At 69.5% G+C, this 19,294-nt stretch carries 21 protein-coding genes; 7 read left to right on the top strand and 14 right to left on the bottom strand.

What is annotated here, in order from left to right:
• Nucleotides 1-131 precede the first annotated feature (131 nt).
• Nucleotides 132-914, bottom strand: coding sequence for a potassium channel family protein (locus ACFXKA_RS33250; protein WP_379430313.1), 783 nt, complete (start codon nt 912-914; stop codon nt 132-134).
• Nucleotides 841-1,506 (bottom strand): potassium channel family protein, encoded by a 666-nt coding sequence (locus ACFXKA_RS33245; protein WP_379430312.1) that lies wholly within the window; start codon nt 1,504-1,506, stop codon nt 841-843. The genes ACFXKA_RS33250 and ACFXKA_RS33245 overlap by 74 nt, the downstream gene beginning before the upstream one ends.
• A 213-nt stretch (nt 1,507-1,719) precedes the next feature.
• Here ACFXKA_RS33245 and ACFXKA_RS33240 point away from each other — a divergent pair, with 213 nt between their 5' ends.
• From ACFXKA_RS33240 to ACFXKA_RS33230, 3 genes are all read left to right on the top strand, one after another.
• On the top strand, nt 1,720-3,708 hold the full coding sequence (locus tag ACFXKA_RS33240) for an APC family permease (RefSeq protein WP_354836882.1): 1,989 nt from the start codon (nt 1,720-1,722) through the stop codon (nt 3,706-3,708).
• Nucleotides 3,705-5,303 carry a class I SAM-dependent RNA methyltransferase gene (locus ACFXKA_RS33235; RefSeq protein ID WP_379430311.1) on the top strand — a complete coding sequence of 533 codons (1,599 nt, stop codon included), beginning with the start codon at nt 3,705-3,707 and terminating at the stop codon, nt 5,301-5,303. The genes ACFXKA_RS33240 and ACFXKA_RS33235 overlap by 4 nt, the downstream gene beginning before the upstream one ends.
• A gap of 148 nt (nt 5,304-5,451) precedes the next feature.
• Nucleotides 5,452-6,261 (top strand): hypothetical protein, encoded by an 810-nt coding sequence (locus tag ACFXKA_RS33230; RefSeq protein WP_379430310.1) that lies wholly within the window; start codon nt 5,452-5,454, stop codon nt 6,259-6,261.
• Nucleotides 6,262-6,264: 3 nt separating this feature from the next.
• Here the strand turns inward: ACFXKA_RS33230 and ACFXKA_RS33225 are convergent, their stop codons facing one another.
• Nucleotides 6,265-6,951, bottom strand: coding sequence for an SIMPL domain-containing protein (locus ACFXKA_RS33225; protein ID WP_379430309.1), 687 nt, complete (start codon nt 6,949-6,951; stop codon nt 6,265-6,267).
• A gap of 95 nt (nt 6,952-7,046) precedes the next feature.
• Nucleotides 7,047-7,646, bottom strand: coding sequence for a helix-turn-helix domain-containing protein (locus tag ACFXKA_RS33220; RefSeq protein WP_354836874.1), 600 nt, complete (start codon nt 7,644-7,646; stop codon nt 7,047-7,049).
• A 94-nt stretch (nt 7,647-7,740) separates the two neighbouring features.
• Here ACFXKA_RS33220 and ACFXKA_RS33215 point away from each other — a divergent pair, with 94 nt between their 5' ends.
• Nucleotides 7,741-8,952, top strand: a complete 1,212-nt coding sequence (locus tag ACFXKA_RS33215; protein ID WP_379430308.1) for a pyridoxal phosphate-dependent aminotransferase — start codon at nt 7,741-7,743, stop codon at nt 8,950-8,952.
• A 3-nt stretch (nt 8,953-8,955) separates the two neighbouring features.
• On the opposite strand, the gene ACFXKA_RS33210 is transcribed toward ACFXKA_RS33215, so the two are convergent.
• From ACFXKA_RS33210 to ACFXKA_RS33170, 9 genes are all read right to left on the bottom strand, one after another.
• Nucleotides 8,956-9,699, bottom strand: coding sequence for an SDR family oxidoreductase (locus ACFXKA_RS33210; RefSeq protein ID WP_354836870.1), 744 nt, complete (start codon nt 9,697-9,699; stop codon nt 8,956-8,958).
• Nucleotides 9,696-10,895: an NADH:flavin oxidoreductase gene (locus ACFXKA_RS33205; RefSeq protein ID WP_379430307.1), complete on the bottom strand. Its 1,200-nt coding sequence runs from the start codon at nt 10,893-10,895 to the stop codon at nt 9,696-9,698. Before ACFXKA_RS33205 ends, ACFXKA_RS33210 begins: the two co-directional genes overlap by 4 nt.
• Nucleotides 10,892-11,467, bottom strand: coding sequence for a TetR family transcriptional regulator (locus tag ACFXKA_RS33200; protein ID WP_379430306.1), 576 nt, complete (start codon nt 11,465-11,467; stop codon nt 10,892-10,894). The genes ACFXKA_RS33205 and ACFXKA_RS33200 overlap by 4 nt, the downstream gene beginning before the upstream one ends.
• Nucleotides 11,468-11,601: 134 nt before the next feature.
• On the bottom strand, nt 11,602-11,949 hold the full coding sequence (locus ACFXKA_RS33195) for a hypothetical protein (RefSeq protein WP_354836864.1): 348 nt from the start codon (nt 11,947-11,949) through the stop codon (nt 11,602-11,604).
• 54 nt (nt 11,950-12,003) lie between these two features.
• Entirely contained in the window at nt 12,004-12,579 is a 576-nt protein-coding gene (locus ACFXKA_RS33190) for a GrpB family protein (RefSeq protein ID WP_379430318.1), read from the bottom strand.
• 32 nt (nt 12,580-12,611) lie between these two features.
• Nucleotides 12,612-13,628: a hypothetical protein gene (locus tag ACFXKA_RS33185; RefSeq protein WP_379430305.1), complete on the bottom strand. Its 1,017-nt coding sequence runs from the start codon at nt 13,626-13,628 to the stop codon at nt 12,612-12,614.
• A 68-nt stretch (nt 13,629-13,696) separates the two neighbouring features.
• Nucleotides 13,697-13,870, bottom strand: coding sequence for a hypothetical protein (locus ACFXKA_RS33180; RefSeq protein WP_379430304.1), 174 nt, complete (start codon nt 13,868-13,870; stop codon nt 13,697-13,699).
• Between the two features lie 15 nt (nt 13,871-13,885).
• Nucleotides 13,886-14,299: a DUF1707 domain-containing protein gene (locus ACFXKA_RS33175; RefSeq protein ID WP_379430303.1), complete on the bottom strand. Its 414-nt coding sequence runs from the start codon at nt 14,297-14,299 to the stop codon at nt 13,886-13,888.
• Nucleotides 14,300-14,392: 93 nt separating this feature from the next.
• Nucleotides 14,393-15,319 carry a LysR family transcriptional regulator gene (locus ACFXKA_RS33170; RefSeq protein WP_379430302.1) on the bottom strand — a complete coding sequence of 309 codons (927 nt, stop codon included), beginning with the start codon at nt 15,317-15,319 and terminating at the stop codon, nt 14,393-14,395.
• Between the two features lie 159 nt (nt 15,320-15,478).
• Between ACFXKA_RS33170 and ACFXKA_RS33165 the strand changes: the two genes are divergently transcribed.
• Nucleotides 15,479-15,892, top strand: coding sequence for a hypothetical protein (locus tag ACFXKA_RS33165; RefSeq protein ID WP_379430301.1), 414 nt, complete (start codon nt 15,479-15,481; stop codon nt 15,890-15,892).
• Here ACFXKA_RS33165 and ACFXKA_RS33160 read toward each other — a convergent pair.
• Nucleotides 15,775-16,299, bottom strand: a complete 525-nt coding sequence (locus tag ACFXKA_RS33160; protein ID WP_379430300.1) for a glutaminase — start codon at nt 16,297-16,299, stop codon at nt 15,775-15,777. The two genes, ACFXKA_RS33165 and ACFXKA_RS33160, sit on opposite strands and share 118 nt — an antisense overlap.
• A 106-nt stretch (nt 16,300-16,405) precedes the next feature.
• On the opposite strand from ACFXKA_RS33160, the gene dxs reads away from it, so the two are divergent.
• Both dxs and ACFXKA_RS33150 read left to right on the top strand, forming a co-directional pair.
• On the top strand, nt 16,406-18,352 hold the full coding sequence (dxs, locus tag ACFXKA_RS33155; RefSeq protein WP_379430299.1) for a 1-deoxy-D-xylulose-5-phosphate synthase: 1,947 nt from the start codon (nt 16,406-16,408) through the stop codon (nt 18,350-18,352).
• A 127-nt stretch (nt 18,353-18,479) separates the two neighbouring features.
• On the top strand, nt 18,480-19,283 hold the full coding sequence (locus tag ACFXKA_RS33150) for an enoyl-CoA hydratase (protein WP_379430298.1): 804 nt from the start codon (nt 18,480-18,482) through the stop codon (nt 19,281-19,283).
• Nucleotides 19,284-19,294: the final 11 nt, after the last annotated feature.

The raw sequence follows: 19,294 nt of genomic DNA, 5'->3' as shown, positions 1-19,294 counted from the left end.
GATATACCCTGCTGTTGTCGTGGGCCGCGACATTTGTTTAAACCACCCTGGGTGTGCACACGGGCGTGGGGGCCGGGCGCGGGGGGGGCGCCCGGCCCACTGTTGTGTCCGGATCCGTGGTCGGCGCGCGGTCAGGCCGGGGCGTTGCCCGTGCTGTTGAAACTGTTGACGCCGAGCGCTTTGCGCAGCTCGTCCTCGGCTTCGACGGAGGCGACGAACAGCAGCTCGTCCTCGCCTTCCAGGGGGTCGTCGGCCTGCGGGACGATGACGCGGCCCCCGCGCAGGATGGTGACCAGCGCGGCGTCGCGGGGCAGGGCGAGGGTGCGAACGGCCTTGCCCGCCAAGGGGGTGTCGGTGGGCAGGGTGATCTCGACCAGGTTGGCCTGACCCTGGCGCAGTGTCATCAGCCGGACCAGGTCGCCCACCGAGACGGCCTCCTCGACCAGCGAGGCGAGCAGGCGCGGGGTGGAGACGGCGACGTCCACCCCCCAGGACGAGTCGAACAGCCACTCGTTGCGAGGGTCGTTGACGCGGGCCACCACGCGCCCCGCGCCGAACTCGGTCTTGGCCAGCAGGCTGAACACCAGGTTCACCTTGTCGTCACCGGTGGCGGCGATGACCACGTCGTAGGTTTCCAGCCCGGCCTCCTCGAGGGTTTCGAGTTCGCAGGCGTCGGCGTGGGTCCAGACCGCGGTGGGCGCGTTGGTCGGGTCGATGTGGTCGAGGCGGCGTTCCAGCAGCATGACCTGGTGGCCGGCGCGTAGGAGTTCCTGGGCGATGGAGCGGCCGACGGCTCCGGCGCCGGCGATGGCTACCTTCATGCTCGAGCTTCTTTCACGATCAGTCCTCGCTCGCGGGGGGATTGGCGGCCAGTGCGACGGCCTCGCCGACGCTGCCGGAGGTGGCGGCGACATAGACCAGGTCGTCGGCCTGCAGCATGGACTTGCCATCGGGCAGTACGCCCTGTCCGAAGCGGATGATGAAGGCCACACGCGCGCCGATGGCGTCCTCGAGCGCGTGGACCGAACGCCCGTACCAGTTCTCGTGGAGCGCGAGTTCGGTGACCGCGACGGTGCCGGTGGGGTCGCGCCAGGTAGTGGTGGACTGGTCGGCGACCAGGCTGCGCAGGAAGCGGTCGGTGGTCCAGGGCACGGTGGCGATGGTGGGTATGCCCAGGCGCTCGTACACCGCGGCGCGCTTGGCGTCGTAGATGCGGGCCACCACGCGCTCCACGCCGAACGTCTCGCGGGCCACGCGGGCGGAGATGATGTTGGAGTTGTCACCGGAGGACACCGCGGCGAAGGCCCCGGCGCGCTCGATTCCGGCACGGGTCAAGACATCTCGATCGAAGCCGACGCCGGTGATGCACAGCCCCGGGAAGTCGCGGCCCAGCCGCAGGAAGGCACTCGAGTTCTGATCGATCACCGCGACCTCGTGGCCGATACGGACGAGAGCGCGGGCGAGCGAGGAGCCGACCCGCCCACACCCCATGATCACGACGTACACCGTACGAACCCCATTCCCGAAAACCGTGGTGTGCGGTCTGGTTGCTTGCTCGGGTCGCAACCGTACCGTTCGAGTTTCACTGCGGGCACTTTCCCCCTCCGGAAGGCGTTCAAACCGGAACCGGGAAAACCTCACAACCCACACCCGTCACCCTACGACTGTGAGGTTGCGCCCCGAACACGGTCGCTCGCGCACTGCCTTATGCTGCCTGGAGTGTCGAAGTTGACGACGGCCGCCAAGCGCATGCTGGTCGGCCGCCCATTCCGCAGCGATTCTCTCGGGCATACGCTGCTGCCCAAGCGGATCGCGCTCCCGGTGTTCGCCTCGGACGCGTTGTCCTCGGTGGCATACGCGCCGGAGGAGATCTTCCTGGTGCTGTCGGTGTCCGGACTGTCGGCCTACGCCTACGCGCCGTGGGTCGGTCTGGCGGTCGCACTGGTGATGGCCGTGGTGGTTGCCAGCTACCGCCAGAACGTGCACGCCTACCCCTCCGGCGGCGGCGATTACGAGGTCGCGACCAAGAACATCGGTCCCACCGCCGGATTGACCGTCGGCAGCGCGCTGCTGGTGGACTACGTGCTCACGGTGGCTGTGTCGATCTCGTCGGCGGCCTCCAATATCGGGTCGGCGGTGCCGTTCGTCGCCACCCACAAGGTGTTGTTCGCGGTCTCCGCGATCGTGATCCTCACCGCGATCAATCTGCGCGGCGTGCGCGAATCCGGCACGGCCTTCGCGATTCCCACGTACGCCTTCATGATCGGCATGTTCATCATGCTCATCTGGGGTTTCACCCGGCTCGGCCTGGGGCAGACCGTGCACGCCGAGTCGTACGGGTTCGGTCTGAAGGCCGAGGACGAGCATTTGTTCGGGCTGGCGTTCGTGTTCCTCATCGCACGCGCGTTCTCCTCCGGTTGTGCGGCGCTGACCGGTGTCGAGGCGATCAGCAATGGCGTGCCCGCGTTCCGCAAACCCAAGTCCCGCAATGCCGCCACCACCCTGCTGCTGCTCGGTTGCATCGCGGTGACGCTTTTCATGGGCATGATCGTGCTCACTCAGAAGGTCGGCATCGTGTACGCGCACAACACCGACGACCTGATCGGCGCACCCGCCGGATACGAGCAGAAGACGCTGGTGGCGCAGCTCGCGGGCGCGGTGTTCTCGGGATTCCCGGCCGGCTTCTACTTCATCACCATCGTCACCGCGCTGATCCTGGTGCTGGCGGCCAATACCGCCTTCAACGGCTTCCCGGTGCTGGGTTCGATTCTGGCGCAGGACCGTTTCCTGCCGCGGCAGCTGCACACTCGTGGTGATCGGCTGGCGTTCAGCAACGGCATCCTGTTCCTGGCCGGCGCGGCCATCGCCTTCGTAGTGCTGTTCGGCGCCGAGGTGACGCGCCTGATCCAGCTCTACATCGTGGGCGTGTTCGTGTCGTTCGTGCTGAGTCAGACCGGCATGCTGCGGCACTGGACGCGACTGCTGCGCACCGAGACCGATCCGGCGGTGCGGGCGCGGATGAAGCGGTCGCGGGTGATCAACGCGATCGGTCTCACCATGACCGCGACCGTGCTGCTGATCGTGCTGGTCACCAAGTTCCTGGCGGGCGCGTGGATCGCCATCGTCACCATGGCGGCCATCTTCGGGCTGATGAAACTCATTCGCCGCCACTACGACACGGTGTCGCGGGAGCTGGACGAGTCCGAATGGGACGGCGTGCTGCCCAGCCGCACGCACTCCATCGTGCTGGTGTCCAAGCTGCACCTGCCCACCAAGCGCGCCCTGGCCTACGCCCGCGCCACCCGGCCCGACACGCTCGAGGCCATCACGGTGAACGTCGACGAGCCCGACACCCGGGCGCTGGTGCGGGAGTGGGAGCGCAGCGATATCGTGGTGCCGCTCAAGGTGATCGAGTCTCCGTATCGTGAGATCACCAAGCCGGTGGTGGATTACGTGAAGCGGGTGCGCAAGGACTCCCCGCGCGACGTGGTGACCGTGTTCATTCCCGAATACGTGGTCGGCCACTGGTGGGAGCAGTTGCTGCACAACCAGAGTGCGCTGCGGCTGAAGGGCCGGCTGCTGTTCGAGCCCGGCGTCATGGTGACGAGCGTGCCCTGGCAGCTGTCGTCCTCGGCGGGCCGGGCCCGTCCCGGCCGGGTGGTCAATGCCCCCGGTTCGGTGCGTCGCGGATTCGGAGACGAGGCATGAGCGCCGGATCGGATTGGTACGGAGAGGTCTTCGAGGTCCGTCTGGGCCCGCCCGGCCACGGCGGCTTCTGTGTGGCCCGCCACGAGGGCCGCGTGCTGTTCGTGCGCCACGGCCTGCCCGGTGAACTGGTCCGCGCTCTCGTCACCGAGGACCGCGGCGGCTCCTTCTGCCGCGCCGACGCCATCGAGATCCTCGACGCCTCGCCCGACCGCGTCCCCGCCACCTGTCCGGTCTCCGGTCCGGGCGGTGCGGGCTGCTGCGACTTCACCTTCGCCACCCCCGCGGCCCAGCGCGAACTCAAACGCCAGGTCGTCGCCGAGCAGCTGCGCCGCCTCGCCGACTGGGAACCGGACTTCGCCGTCGAACCGATCCCGGCACCGCCCGGATTGGCGATCGGTGTGGCACCAGGAACCTCGCCCGGTGCACCGATCCCGGAGCCCGGCCATCCCGGGCGGCTCGGCAGCGTGACGACCGACCTCGGCTCGACCCTGCTCGGCGGTCGCGGCGAGCCCGCCGCGACGGCCCCGCGCCCGACCCCGGGCGCGAACGTCCCGCCGGGTCGAATCGGCGGGGTGTCGACGCCCTCGGCGCGTGCGCTCATCGCCCGCCCCGGTGCCGGGGAAACGCCGCAGGACGGCGAGCCTTCGGTGGGGTCGTACACCGCCGGATGGCGGAGCCGGGTGCGGCTGGTGGTGGACGCGGAGGGGCGGGCCGGGGTGCACCGGTATCGGAGCACCGAGGTGATCGCGGATCTGCGGTGCCCGCAGCCGGTGGCGGGGGCCATGGCGGGGATCGGCGAGCGGGTGTGGACGCCCGGGGCGGATCTCGTTGTGGTCGTGGACGGGGACGGGGTGCGGCACGTCGTCGAACTGGCTCCGGCCGGGGCGGCGGCGGGCGGTCCGCGCGGGCGTCGTGAAAGAGGCGGTGGGGCAGGGGATTCCGGTCGGCGTGGCGGAGGTGATCGGCGCAGTACCGCCGCGCGGCGGGCGGCGGCGCACAGTGCGCGGACCGAGCGCGTGGTGGATGGCAGCGGCCGGGCGGTGCAGTACGTGGGCGAGCGGCGATGGGAGCTGTCGGCGACCGGGTTCTGGCAGCCGCATTACGGTGCGGCGCAGTGCTATTCGGATGTGGTGGCGGAGTGGGCGGACTGCGCGCCCGGGGCGCTGGTCTGGGACCTGTACTGCGGCGTGGGCGTGTTCGCCGCGCGGCTGGCGGAACAGGTCGGGGTGACCGGGATGGTGCACGGTGTCGAGTTCGCGCGCACCGCGGTCGCCGAGGGGCGTGCCGCGCTGCGGGATCTGCCGTGGGTGGATCTGACCGCCGAGCGCGTCGAGCGGTGGATTCACGAACAGTCCGATACCGCACCGGATGTCGTCGTGCTCGACCCGCCGCGCGCGGGCGCGGGCAAGGACGTGATCAATGCGCTGGGTGAGCGTTCGCCGCGGCGCATCATCCACATCGGTTGCGACCCCGCCTCTTTCGCCCGGGATATCGGTCTCTACCGCGCCGTCGGCTACCAGCCGGTGGATCTGCGCGTCTTCGACGCTTTCCCCGGCACCCACCACGTCGAGTGCATCGCCGTCCTGGAACGCTGACCAGGTCCTTCGAGATCGGGGAGCTGTCCCTGCGGAATGTCGCCCGACGCTCCGCAGGGACAGCTTCCCGATCTCGGTGTCGGCGGGCCGGCGTCGCGGGGGATGGGTTGGGGCGCGGGCGGTTTGGGGGTGCGCCAAGATGTTGCCCATGACTACGTTGTCGGATCCGACTGTGGCGTCGGTGGTGGAGCTGATCTATGGGGATCAGTCGCGGTTCCACTCGCTCGAGGCATTGCTGCTGGGGGTGGATCTCAAGCGGCCGGAGTACGGCGTCGAGTTGTGGGTGAACGCCGACAGCTACTGGGGGCGGTTGGTGACGCCGGTGTACGGGGCGCGGCTGGCGGCGCTGGGCGGGAACGCGGAGGCGGATCGGGCGCTGCTGGATCTGGTCGAGGTGACGGTGGCGCGGTTCCTGCAGGGAGAGTCCCTGGCGCGCAAGAGCCTTCCGGGGTGGATGCCGGTGTTGCGCACGGCGCTGCTCGAGGACGGCTACCGGATGAAGATCGACCGGGTGATCGGTACGGGGCCGGAGGCGAGCGTGCGATGTCGCCTGAAACCCACGGCGTGGCTGCCGGTGCGGCTGGCCGAGCAGGTGGCGTTGCTGGAGACCGAGCTCGAGGTGCGCGGCCAGCAGACGGCGCTGGATCACCTGCGGCACGCGGTGAAACACTATGAGCGGGGCCGGTTCCCGGCGTGCGAGAAGCGGCTGCGGTCGGCGTTGCAGCAGGTGGCGGCGTATGCCGCCGGGACCGGTGATCCGGACGGCGGCCGCAATGTGCGGCACCTGGTGGACACCGGGCGCCTCACCATCGCGCAGGGTACGCGGCTGCTGCACGATCTCCGCGGAATGGTCGTCGAGGACCCGTTCCCTCATCGAAACCGGGCGGACGCCAGCCGGTTTCGCATTCAGCTCACCGCCGTGCGCGCCGGTTCCCTGCTGGCGCAGGTCGAGCTCTGAGACTCAGGCCAGCTGCCAGGTGATCCGGACGCTGGTGGACAGTTCGCTCTCGCCGAGCTCCACCGGCACCGCGCTACCCGGAGCGGCCATCTTGCCGGCGGCGAACGCGATTCGCGGCGTGGGCGCGGGACCGGAGACGTCCTCGGTGATCTCGAGCACCGGTCCCAGCCTGCGGCCCGCCCGGAACACGTACTGTTCGGCCTTGCCCAGTGCGTGGTCCCAGGCGGCGTCGCGGGCGCGGACCAAGAGGCTCTCCTCGTCGGCGACGGTCAGCGTCAGCCCGCCCAGGCGCACATCGTCGCCGCCCGCGTCGACCGCGTGCGCGATGATCGCGGCGGGCCCGCCGTCGGCGGCGGGTTTCGCCTCCCCGCCGGGTCCGGCGATCTCGCGCAGCGTGACCGTCAGCGCGGTGCCGGCGATATAGCCGACCAGCTTCTCCCGATTCCCTTCGGTCCATATGGTTTCCGCGCGCACCGTGAGCCCGCTGGTCGTGATGTCGCGACCCGCCACGCCGTCCGCGCGCAGCGACGAGATCACCGCGTCGGCGTGTTCCCCGGCCCGCGCGTAGGCGGCGGCCACGGTGTCGGCGCGCGTCTCGACAGAGATCGCCACCCGCATGATGTCCGGCGTGGCACTGGCACTCCCCGAGCCGACGATCGTGATCGTGCCGGTGGCGTTCTCGCTGGTCACGGATTCCTCCTCGATCGATGCGGGCACAACCCAGCCGATGCTACCGACGGCCGCCGACCACCTGCCGCCACCGCGTCGACGAGGGGTGCCGCGGTTCAGGCGACCGGTTGCCCGGTTCCGGTCGCCTGGTCGAGGGTCGCGGCGAGCGAGCGGGCGCCGGTGGCGATCTCGCTCGCCGCGGCCAGCTCCAGCCGGATCTCCAGATCCGGCGCGGCGGCCGGGCCGTCGTGATGGGTGAGGCCGGATTCGGTGATCACGTAGTGGAAGGCGGTGTCGCCGATGCGGACCGTGACAGTGCCGGCGGGCACCAGCTCGGCCACGGCATGTCCGAGGGGGAGTGCGAACCAGTGCGCTCGTACGGCGTCGGTCGCGCGCTGTTCGCCGAGTTGTGCCGCGCCCCAGGCCGACAGCGAGTCCAGCACCGGCCGCAGTGCCGCGCCGGAGTCGGTGAGTTCGTAGACCGCGGTTCCGGCGCGGGGGCCGACGCGGCGCTTGGTGAGAATCCCGTCACGCTCGAGGTCCTTGAGCCGGGCGGCCAGCACATCGGTGCTGATGCCGGGCAGGTCGGCGAACAGATCGCTGTATCGGCGCGGGCCCGAACACAATTCGCGGACCACCAGCAGGTTCCACCGGTCGCCGACGATGTCGAGGGCGCGGCTGACGGTGCAGTAGTGGTCGTAGCTTCGGCGTGTCACGATCCCACTCTAACCAACAGCTTGGAAATACCAAGTGCAAACTTGGAATTTCCAAGTAGAGTGTGCGGCAACCACACCGAGAAGGGGTCGTTTGATGCAGGTGAAGCAGTCGAGCAAGCTGGCGGGCGTGTCCTACGAGATCCGCGGGCCGGTCGCCGAGCATGCCGCACGGCTGGAGGCGGAAGGGCATCACGTCGTGAAGCTCAACACCGGCAACCCGCTGACCTTCGGCTTCGAGGCGCCCGCCGAACTGCTTCAGGACATGGTCCGCAATCTGCCGCAGTCCAGCGGCTACTCCACCTCCAAGGGTCTGCTCTCGGCGCGGCGCGCGGTGGTGCAGTACTACCAGACCCTCGGACTCCCCGAGGTCGACGTCGAACAGGTCTTCCTGGGCAACGGCGTCTCCGAGCTCATCATGATGGCCATGACCGCGCTGCTGGAGAACGGCGACGAAGTCCTGGTTCCCGCACCGGATTTCCCGCTCTGGACCGCCGCCACCGCGCTCAACGGCGGCCGGCCCGTGCACTACATCTGTGACGAGGGCTCGGACTGGATGCCGGATCTGGCCGATATCGAGTCCAAGATCACCGACCGCACCCGGGCGCTGGTCATCATCAACCCGAACAACCCCACGGGCGCGGTGTATTCGCCCGAGGTGGTGCGCCAGATGCTGGAGATCGCGCGCCGCCACAACCTGGTGGTGTTCTCCGACGAGATCTACGACAAGATCCTCTACGACGGCCTGACCCACACCGCGACCGCCGCGCTGGCCCCGGATCTGTTGTGCCTCACCTTCTCCGGGCTCTCCAAGTCCTACCGCGCCGCCGGCTTCCGCGGTGGCTGGCTGGTGGTATCGGGCCCGATCGAGCACGCCGAGAACTACCTCGAGGGCCTGACCATGCTGGCGGGTCTCCGGCTGTGCGCGAATGTTCCTGCGCAGCAGGCGATTCAGGCCGCGCTCGGCGGACACCAGAGCATCTACGACCTCACCCTGCCCGGCGGCCGCCTGCGCGAGCAGCGCGACCGCGCGTGGGAGGCGCTCAACGCCATCCCGGGCATCTCGTGCGTGAAGCCCCGGGGCGCGCTGTACGCCTTCCCGCGCATCGACCTCGACATGTACCGGATCCACGACGACGAGCAGTTCGTGCTGGATCTGCTGCTGCGCGAGAAGATCCACATCGTGCAGGGCACCGGCTTCAATTGGCCGCGCCCCGACCACTTCCGGATCGTGACGCTGCCGCATGCCGATGAGCTCGAGGCCATCATCGAGCGCATCGGACGTTTCCTGGCGACCTACAAGCAGTAGGTCTCAGACCGGGCGGCCCGCCGTCATACCGCCGTCGACGACGAACTCGGCGCCATTGCAATAGCTGGATTCCTGGCTCGCGAGGAACACCACGAGCGCCGTGACCTCTTCGGGCACACCGAGGCGGGCCAGGGGGTTCGCGTCGCGATCGGTGGTCGTGCCCTCGGGCACGCCGATCATCGGCGTCATGATCCCGCCCGGGTGAACGGAATTCACCCGCACCCCGTGCGGGGCGAGTTCGAGCGCCGCGGACTTGGTGAGCCCGCGCACCCCGAATTTCGAGGCGGTGTAGGCGTGCGCGCCCGGCACGCCCTGGATTCCGGCAGCGGAGGAGATGTTCACCACCGCCGCGGGCCTGGCCGCCACCAGGGCGTCGCGGGCGGCGGTCAGGCCGAGGAAGGGGCCGGTGAGGTTGATGGACAGGGCACGCTGCCACTGCTCTTCGGTGTAGGTGCCGAGCGGCCCGAAGTCGAGGATGCCGGCATTGTTGACCAGCACGTCGAGCTTGCCGAAGCGTTCGACCGCGGTGTCCACGGCCGTGCGCCAGTCCTCGGCCTTGGTGACATCGAGGTGGACGTACTCTGCGGCGGCGCCGAGTTCGGCGGCCAGTTTCGCGCCCGCCTCGTCGGAGATGTCGCCGATGAGCACCGAGGCGCCCTCGGCCACGAACGCCCGCGCGTGCGAGGCCCCCATTCCCGATGCCGCGCCGCTGATCAGCGCCACCCGCCCGTCGAGTCGTCCGCTCATGCCCGCTGCCTTCCGTCGAGATCGATGATGGTCCGCTCCGGCCGGAACACGCAGCGGGTGGTGGTGTAGATGGTGGGCATGCACTTGTTGCAGTGCACGCAGGCCGACCGGGTGGCCGCGTCGGCCTGGATGCGCTGCAACAGATTCGGCTCGCGCAGCAGTGCCCGGCCCATGGCGACGAACTCGAATCCCTCGGTCATGGCCAGGTTCATGGTGTCGAGATTGGTGATGCCGCCCAGCAGGATCAGCGGCATGGACAGTTCGCGGCGGAACTGGCGGGCCCGCTCCAGCAGATACGCCTCCTGGTAGGGGTACTCCTTGAGGAAGGCACGCCCTGCCAGTTTGAAACCCATGCGCGCCGGGCCGGGCAGCACCTCGGCGAACTCCTTGCGCGGCGCGTCGCCGTGGAACAGCAGCATGGGGTTGAGAAGTGAACTGCCCGCGGTCAATTCGAGGGCGTCGAGCGCGCCGTCGGCCTCCAGCCAGGCGGCTACCTGGATGCTCTCGGGGACCGCGAGCCCGCCGCGGCGGCCGTCCTCCATGTTCAGCTTGGCGGTCACCGCCAGCCGGTCGCCCACGGCATCCCGTACAGCGCAGGCGATTTCGCGTGCGAGCCGGGCCCGGTTGGCGAGCGTGCCACCCCACTTGTCGTGGCGGCGGTTGAGCAGCGGGCTCAGGAACGAGCTGACCAGATAGTTGTGGCCGAAATGGATTTCGACCGCGTCGAATCCGGCCTGCTCGGCCAGCAGCGCCGCATTCCCGTGTGCCGCAATGAGTTCGCGGATCTCGGAGTCGCCGGGCACATGCATGGCCTGCATGCTCAGCGGGCTGAACATACGGCTCGGCGCGAGCGCGGGGGCGCGGTTGGAGGCGGCGTTGGCGACCGGTCCGGCGTGCCCGATCTGGGCGCTGGCGGCCGCGCCCTCGGCGTGCACCGCGTCGGTGAGCTCACGCAGTCCGGGAACGGCTTCGGGCCGCATCCAGATCTGGTGCCGGTCGGTGCGGCCGCCCGGCGCGATCGCGCAGTAGGCGACGGTGGTCATGCCCACCCCGCCCGCGGCGACCTCGCGGTGGAAGTCGATGAGTTCGGGGGTGACCAGCGCATCGGGGGTGCGTCCCTCGAAGGTGGCGGCCTTGATCACCCGGTTGCGCAGGGTGATCGGGCCGAGTTTCGCCGGTGCGAAGATCTCGTTCATGGTTGTTCTCCCGGTGCCGTGAGTCCGGCCACCACGAAGTTCCGCAGGGCCGTCAACGCCGGTTCGGGCATCCCGTGATCCTCGATCTCGGGAGTGCCGAACCGCATGATGATCAGGTCGAAGGCCAGCATCCAGCGCCGTCCCGCCTCGCCGGCCCGCAGTTCGGGCAGCAGCGGGGTCCAGGAATCCATCCGGAACCACGGCCCCTGCCACGAGGTCTGATGCCGGCCCAGCACGAAGCGGGCCAGCAGCCGGAGATGCAGGCGGCCCAGCGGATCCGCGGCCAGCTGCTGGAACGGCGCGAGGATGGTGTCCACCACCGCGGGCACCGAATCCCGCCCGCCCGTGGCCCGCCCCAACCCCTCCTCCCACAGCGGCCCGAGCCGGGCCTCGATGAGGGCGGCGACCAGGGCCTCCTTGGATCCGAAGTGGTAGTGCACCGCCGCGGGATTGGCTCCCGCCGCCGCGCACACAGCACGCACCGATACCTCGTCATAGGGCTCGGTCAGCAGTAGCTGCTCGGCCGCCGCGAGCAGCCGTTCCCGCGTTCCCGCGGACACTTTCTCGACCATGGCAAGCAGTGAAACACGGTTCAATCAGTAATTCAATCATTGATTGAAAATTGCCGTTCCGGGCCGGGTCTACGTTGTGGGCCCGGTCTATTGGAAGTGGCGGCAGTACCACCGCGCCGGGCGGCAGTGAGTGGTCACTCGCTCTGCGACCAGGCCGCGACCGGCAGGGTCAAGTAGACGCCGATATGCGCGTCGACGAACTTCTCGATATCGGCGAGCAGCTGGTCACAGCGCTCCTGCCGGTTCTCGGCCCGGCTCGCGAAGTACTTCGACCGGACCTCGATGACCACATCCATCCCCGACCGATCGAACTTGCCCAGCGGATGGAAGCGGATCTCGACATCCCCCGGCTGCAGGTCGCCGTCGTAGGGCTCCTCCGGGCATTCGACGGCGAGGGACACCAGGTGCGGCAGCCATTTGCCCAGTTCACGCAGCACAGTCTCGGGAAGCTCCGGCTTGTAGGTCACCTCGACGAGGGGCATCCGGCCAGTGTATTAGCCGAGGCGAGCACCGCCGGGCCCCGGCGGCGGTACGCGCTAGCGGGCGGGGAGGGCGCGGGCGATGATCTCCTCGATGACCGCGCTCTTGGCGTTGGAGTAGTGCTGGACGTACTTCCACTGTCGTTGCGCCAGTTCGCGTTTGGTCTGTTCGTAGTGGACACGGTCGGCCGCGTGGGTGCGGAGCCGATCACGGAAGGCGAGGACTCGCTCGATCTCGGTGTCGCCGAGGCCGGGGGAGAACACATGGAGGTTGACGTCGTGCGGCGCACCGTCTTCCACGCGGCGGACGAGGCAGCGGTGCTCGTACCAGTCGGGTTCGCGTACGCGCAGGGTGTATCCGGCGGCTTCCAGAGCGGACACGTAGGCCGGTTCGTCGGCGGTGTCCGCGACCACGAGCAGGATGTCGATGACCGGCTTGGCGGCGAGGCCGGGCACCGAGGTGGAGCCGGTGTGCTCGAGCCGTAAGACCTTCGCCCCCAAGGCCGCTCGGATCGCCCGGGCGTCGTCGGCGTACCAGGACGGCCAGTCGGGGTTGGGGTCCTCGAGGACCACCGGCACCGCGTAGGGCGTCAGCTCGCCGACGAACGCGGCGGAGATCTCGTCGTCGTCCATGATGGCCACGACCCGAGCCTAATCGGCGCGGGTCAGGAGATGCGGAGACTGGCGATCACCTGCGCGGCCCGGTCGGCGGCCAGCTCGCCCTGGGTACCGCGGTCGGCCAGGATGGCCAGCACCAGCAGCGCCTTGTTCGGGCCGGAGAACGCGAAGGTGTAAATCGAGTAGCTGGTCGTGGTGCAGCCCGGCGCGCCCGGCTGCCAGCTGCCGGAGGTCTCGACCTGCTGGCCGGTGATGCCGCTGGCGGTGGTGACCGCGTCCGGCGCGCCCTGGTTGCCGCCGGTCGCGTCCGAGTAGCCGCTCTCCGCCGAGATTCTCGCCACCTTGACGGCCGCGGCGGCGGGATCGCTGCCGTCGACGTGGGCGACGAAGGCGAGGGTCCGATACGCCGAGCCCGCGCAGTAGTCGTTGCCCTCGGTGGACTTGGCGTGCCCGATGACCGAGCCGTCGGTCCCGGTCTGCACGGTGATATCGGTGGGCTCGGCGATCGTCCACCCGGCGGGCACGTCGTAGCTGATACCCAGGGCCGGGGCGACCACGGTGGTGCCGCCGGGCTTGGGCGCGCCGGACCGGGACGGCCCGGTGGCGGCCGGCCCGCCCGAGGGCGCGGCGGTCGTGCCGGGCGCGGCTGTCGTGCCGCTGCCGGCGGAGTCCCGGGTCAGCGCGTACGCCGCGATACCGCCGCCGGCCAGCATGATGACCGCGGCCAGCGCGGCGAGGATCGGCAGGGTGCGACGGGGCCCGCCGCCGGGTGCGGATGGCGGTGCGTAGCCCGGAATAGGTTGCTGCCCCGCATAATTCGGGACGGAATGCTGCCCGGTGACGTACGGGTGGGGCTGTCCGGTGACGTACTGGGGCTGCTGGCCGGTGATGTACTGCGGGGGCGCGGGCTGGTACCCCGGCGGTAGTCGCGCGGCGAAGCCGAGATATTCGGCCGGCTGCGGTGCCTCGCCCGGGTAACCCCAGTCCTGTTGTCCCGCATCGGGATAGCCCCAGCCCTGTGGCCCGCCGTGGGGGTTCGGCCAGTGATCATTGTTGTCGGTCACGTGTTTTCGCCCTCCGGCCGCACCGAGCCGCCTCGGCTTGGTCGAAGCCCGACCCTATCGGGTGTGTCCTAACCTTGCGACGTGGGCGCGTCCGGGCCGGGATCCGGCCGGGCCGGGGACACCCGGATCACCCCGGCGTCCAGATCGAGGCTGACCGTGGGCCGGTGGCCCTCGCCGCTGCCGTCCTCGCTGCCCTCGTCCTGCAGCTTCTTGCCGGGGAACAGTTCGCCTATGACGCCCACGAATTCACCCTAGCCTCACATGCGGTGGTAGCGCGGACCGCGATACCCGTACCGCCGGCGTGCGAAGACGAAGAACAGCACCGGGAACAGGAAGAACGGGAAGAAATGGGTGGTCACCGCGAACGCGATCATGAACATCAGCAGCACGGCCGCACCGATCGGGGCCAGCGGCAGCGGGCGGCCCGGGGCGGTCGGCGGGGCCGGGATCTGCGGCGCGGGCGGTTGCGGCCGGGGCAGGTCGTCGAACAGCACCGCCAGCTCGCCCGCGGTCTTGGCCGCGTATGCCCGGCCCACCCGCTCGTCGTATTCCGCGACGTCGAGCCGGCCGGCGGCGAAATGCTCGCCCAGTGCGGCGGCGGCCTGCTCGCGTTCCGCGGTGCCGACGCGGACGGTGGACGGTCCGTAGACCGCGGGATCGAAATCGGTCATGACAATCCACCTCGGGGGAGGGAAGCAATCTCGTTGTCCGCCAGCGTAGGCGCGTTCGCGGCGGCGCGCCTGCACGCCTTTGCGTAATCCCGGCTACGCCTGCCGACGTAGGCCCGCCGCGGGCTGTCCGGCGGCCAGCCCGGCGAATTCGTCGACCTTGGGATGGTCGGTGTCGGTGCGCCACACCAGCCGGACCCGTGCGTCGGGCAGGCCGGTGAGCGGGACGAATGCCACCTCCGGATGGGTGAAGTAGGTGGGCATGGCGGTGGTGGTGGCGAAGACGGCGTTGTTGTGGGCGACCGCGGTGAGCATCTCGGGTTCGGTGCGCGCGGCCGCGACCCGCGGGATGGGCCGCCCGCGCGGGGTGGTGGCCGGCGGCCAGAAGGCGCGCGCGAATTCGGGCGCGACATCCGGATGCGGTCCGATCACCCGCAATTCGGCCAGATCCTCGACGTCGATGCTGTCGCGGGTGGCCCACGGATGGCTGCGGGCGATGGCCAGCAGCCGCGGGAACACGCCCACCTCCGGCCCGACGGTCAGGCCGAGCTGTTCGACCGGGGCCAGGCAGATCTGGATGTCCACCTCGCCGCGCCGCAGCGGGCCGAAGATGTCGGTCCACGCCAGCTGGGTCAGCGTGATCTGGCATTCCGGATGGCGGGCCCGGAATCCGGTCAGTGCGGTGTCCAGGGTGGACGCGTAGGGCCCGAGGAATCCGATGCGCAGACCCCGTGCCGCGGTGCGGGTTTCGGCGAAGGCCCGCTGCAGCTCCTGGAAGGCCGGGCGTGCGCGGCCCAGCAGATGCTCACCCAGCGGATTGAGGGTGACCCGGCGGCTGGTGCGCTCCACCAGCCGGCGGCCGACGCGCCGCTCCAGGCTGCGGATCAGCTGGCTGACCCGGGGCTGGGACAGTCCGAGGCGGTTGGCGGTCCGGCCGAAGTGCAGTTCTTCGGCGAGGACCACGAACGCTTCCAGTTCGGCCGGGTCGACGCGGGGTTCTCGAGGCGAGTCTTCGATCAGCATTTCTTATCGATCTTCGCGGATTTCGGCGTTGATGGCTATCCGACACGTGACGGATGCTGAGCCGGTGAGTGATCGCGTCGCTTGCCGCGGTCACCGAGATGGGCGGCATCGTCATGCGCACCCGACACCGGCGAACACCCGACGCTGAGGAAAACCCCTGTGCCGCATTTGAAGAGCCTGCGCGAGTTCATCGAGGCGCTCGACGCCATCGGTGAGGTCCAGCACATCGACACCGAGGTCGACTGGAATCTGGAGATCGGCGCGATCATTCGCCGCTCCTACGATCTGCGGGCCGCCCGATCAAGGGCAGCTTCGAGAACGGCTGGCCCGCGGAGATCCAGCAGCGCGTCCTGGATCGCTGGCAGGAGTACGGCTACCGCTGATCGCGGGAACGACTACGGGCGGCATCGTGCGACCGGACGAGGGGTGTCGGACGAGGCTCGGCCCGAGGCGGGTCAGATGCCGCCGTGCGCCGACCGCGCGCACGGCGGCATCGGCCTGCGTACAGGCGGCGCCCGCCAGGCGTTCCAGCAGTGCCGGCTCGAGACCACGCGGCTCAGTGTCGCGTTCTGATCGACCAGTGCCTCACGGCAACCCGCGGCGGCCAGCTCGCACTGGAGATCGTCGAGCATGCGGATGGCGATCCGGCTCACATCACCGACCTCGCGCAGATCCGGGCCCAGGGCCTCGGGTTCGCCCGCGATCAGCCAGGGGCAGCGCATAGGTGATGGGGTTGAGATCGACCGAATCGTGAAGGCGGCGTCCAGGTCTCCGCTGCCGTAGACCGGCCCGTCCGCGGTAGCCGGGCAGATGCCGAATGAATCGGGTTGTACTGCCGCCGGTTCCGGAATGTGGTGGGCCGGCGTTCCCGACGTGTCGGCCCGGCGCAGCTCGTACACTTCCTCGATGATGCGGGCGACGACGCCGCCGGACGGGACCAGTGGGCCACTGTAACCGGCGTAATCTGTGTTGAGCCTCACATCTGCTACGGATGTTGCAGGTGGCGTTTCGTTCCTGGCATCGGGGGCCGGAATGGGCTCCGTAGACTGTTGCAAACACAGGAGACATCCGGAGGGAGCAATAGCCGTGGGAGTGCTTTCCCGGGTCGACACGCCCGAGGACCTGCGTCGGCTGTCGGTACCGGAGCTGCACGAGCTGGCCGAGGAGATTCGTGAGTTCCTGGTGCGGAAGGTCGCCGTCACCGGCGGGCACCTGGGGCCGAACCTCGGCGTCGTGGAGCTGACCATCGCGTTGCACCGGGTTTTCGACTCGCCGGCCGACCCGATCATCTTCGATACCGGGCATCAGGCCTACGTGCACAAGATCCTTACCGGCCGCAAGGACGGGTTCGACACGCTGCGCAAAGAGGGCGGGCTGTCGGGGTACCCGAGCCGGGCCGAGAGCGCCCACGACTGGGTGGAGTCCTCGCACGCGTCGGCCTCGCTGTCCTATGCCGACGGCATCGCCAAGGCGTTCGCGCTGACCCGGCAGAACCGGCATGTGGTCGCGGTCGTCGGTGACGGCGCGCTCACCGGCGGCATGTGCTGGGAGGCGCTGAACAATATCGCCGCCGGGCCGGACCGCTCGGTCATCGTGGTGGTCAACGACAATGGCCGCTCCTACGCGCCGACCATCGGCGGGCTCGCCGAGCGGCTCGCGGGGCTGCGCACCCAGCCCGCCTACGAGCACGCGCTCGACGCCACCAAGCGGATCGTTCAGAGCATTCCGCGCGTGGGGGATTCGGCGTACTCGATGCTGCACGCCATCAAGACCGGCATCAAGGACGCGGTCGCGCCGCAGGAGCTGTTCAGCGATCTCGGGCTGAAGTATGTGGGCCCGGTCGACGGGCACGATCCGGTGCAGCTGGAGGCTGCGCTGCGGCGGGCCAAGGACTTCGGCGGTCCGGTCATCGTGCACGCGGTGACGCAGAAGGGCCGCGGCTACAAGCCGGCCGAGGACCACGAGGCCGATCAGATGCACGCCATCAACCAGATCGACCCGGAGACCGGTGAGCCGCTGGGCGGCCCGTCCGCGCCGAGCTGGACCTCGGTGTTCTCCAAGGAGCTCATCGCCCAGGCCGAGCAGCGCGACGACATCGTGGCGATCACCGCCGCCATGCCGGGGCCGACCGGTCTGACCCCGTTCGGAAATCGCTTCCCGGAGCGCATGTTCGACGTCGGCATCGCCGAGCAGCACGCCATGACCTCCGCGGCCGGTATGGCCCTGGGCGGTCTGCACCCCGTGGTGGCCATCTACTCCACCTTCCTCAACCGGGCCTTCGACCAGCTGCTCATGGATGTGGCGCTGCTCAAGCTCCCGGTGACCCTGGTGCTCGATCGCGCCGGCATCACCGGCGACGACGGCGCCTCGCACAACGGCATGTGGGACCTGTCGGTGCTGGGCATCATCCCCGGCATCCAGGTCGCCGCCCCGCGCGACGCCGCCCGCCTGCGTGAGGAATTGGGGGAGGCCCTGCACATCAGCGATGGGCCCACCGCCATCCGCTTCCCCAAGGGTCCTGCGATCGAAGAGATTCCGGCGGTGGAACGCTTCGAGGGCGTGGATGTGCTGCGCCTGCCCGACGCGAAAGACGCTGCCGCGTACTCGGTGCGCGCCGATGTCCTGCTGGTCGCGGTCGGCGCCTTCGCCGACCTCGCGCTCAAGGTCGCGGATCTGCTGGAGGCCGAGGGCGTCTCGGTGACCGTGGTCGATCCGCGCTGGGTCCTCCCGGTCTCCGACACCGTGGTGAAGCTGGCCGAGAACCACCGCCTGGTGGTCACCCTCGAGGACAGTGGCCTGCACGGCGGTATCGGCTCCACCGTTTCCGCCCGGCTCCGCAGTTCGGGCGTCGACGTTCCGGCCCGCGACCTCGGCGTCCCCCAGCATTTCCTGGACCACTCCTCCCGCGCCAAGATCCACCAGGACCTGGGCCTCACTCCGGGCGAGGTGGCCCAGCGGGTGCACGTGTGGCTCGGCGCCGCCGATGTCGCCGGCAGCGAGATCGAGCAGGCCCTGCTCCCGGCGGCCGAGTAGCACCGCCGAGTGACACTCTCCTCGTGACGGGCCCGCGGTCATCCGATCGCGGGCCCTTCTTTCTATACGGAGCTGGGGTTCTCGCGTAGATTCTGAAACAGGTTACAGTTTCGGGACGGGAGTTCGGATGTCGTTTGTGCTTGTCGAGAAGCCGCGGCCGGGGATCGCGTTGGTCACGTTGAACCGGCCGGACCGGATGAACGCCATGGCGTTCGACGTGATGGTGCCGCTGCGGGAGACCCTCGAGGCCGTGGCGGCCGACAACGAGGTGCGCGTGGTGGTGCTCACGGGCGCCGGGCACGGGTTCTGCTCGGGCGCGGATCTGCAGCACGCGGGCAAGGTGCCGGGGGTTGAGGGGTTGACGCGCACCAGCATTGCGCGGCGCTCGATGGAGCTGCTGAACAATGTGATGCTCACCATCAAGCGGATGCACCAGCCGGTGATCAGCGCCATCAACGGCGCGGCCATCGGCGGCGGATTCTGCCTGGCCATGGGAACCGATATCCGCATCGCCTCGGAGGACGCGTATTTCCGCGCGGCGGGCATCAACAACGGCCTGACCTCGGCCGAACTCGGTATCAGCTACACGCTGCCGCGGGCCATCGGCTCCACCCGCGCCTTCGAGATCATGCTCACCGGCCGCGATGTGGATGCCGCGGAGGCCGAGCGCATCGGCATCGTCTCCCGCGTGGTCCCCGGCGACAAACTCCTCGAGGCCGCCTACGACACCGCCGAGCAGATCATCCGCTGGAGCCGGGTCGGCGGCGAACTCACCAAGCGGCTGCTGTGGAGTGGCCTGGAGACGGGCAGTTTCGAATCCCACATGCAGAACGAGGGCATGGCCCAGCTCTACGTCCGCCTCACCACCGACAACTTCGACGAGGCCATCCGAGCCCGCCGCGACCGCCGCCCACCCGAATTCCAGGACTGAGCGAACGGCCG

It is taken from the genome of Nocardia sp. NPDC059228, assembly GCF_042754245.1.
Classification (GTDB): Bacteria; Actinomycetota; Actinomycetes; order Mycobacteriales; family Mycobacteriaceae; genus Nocardia.
This window is presented reverse-complemented; position numbering and strand designations above follow the sequence as displayed.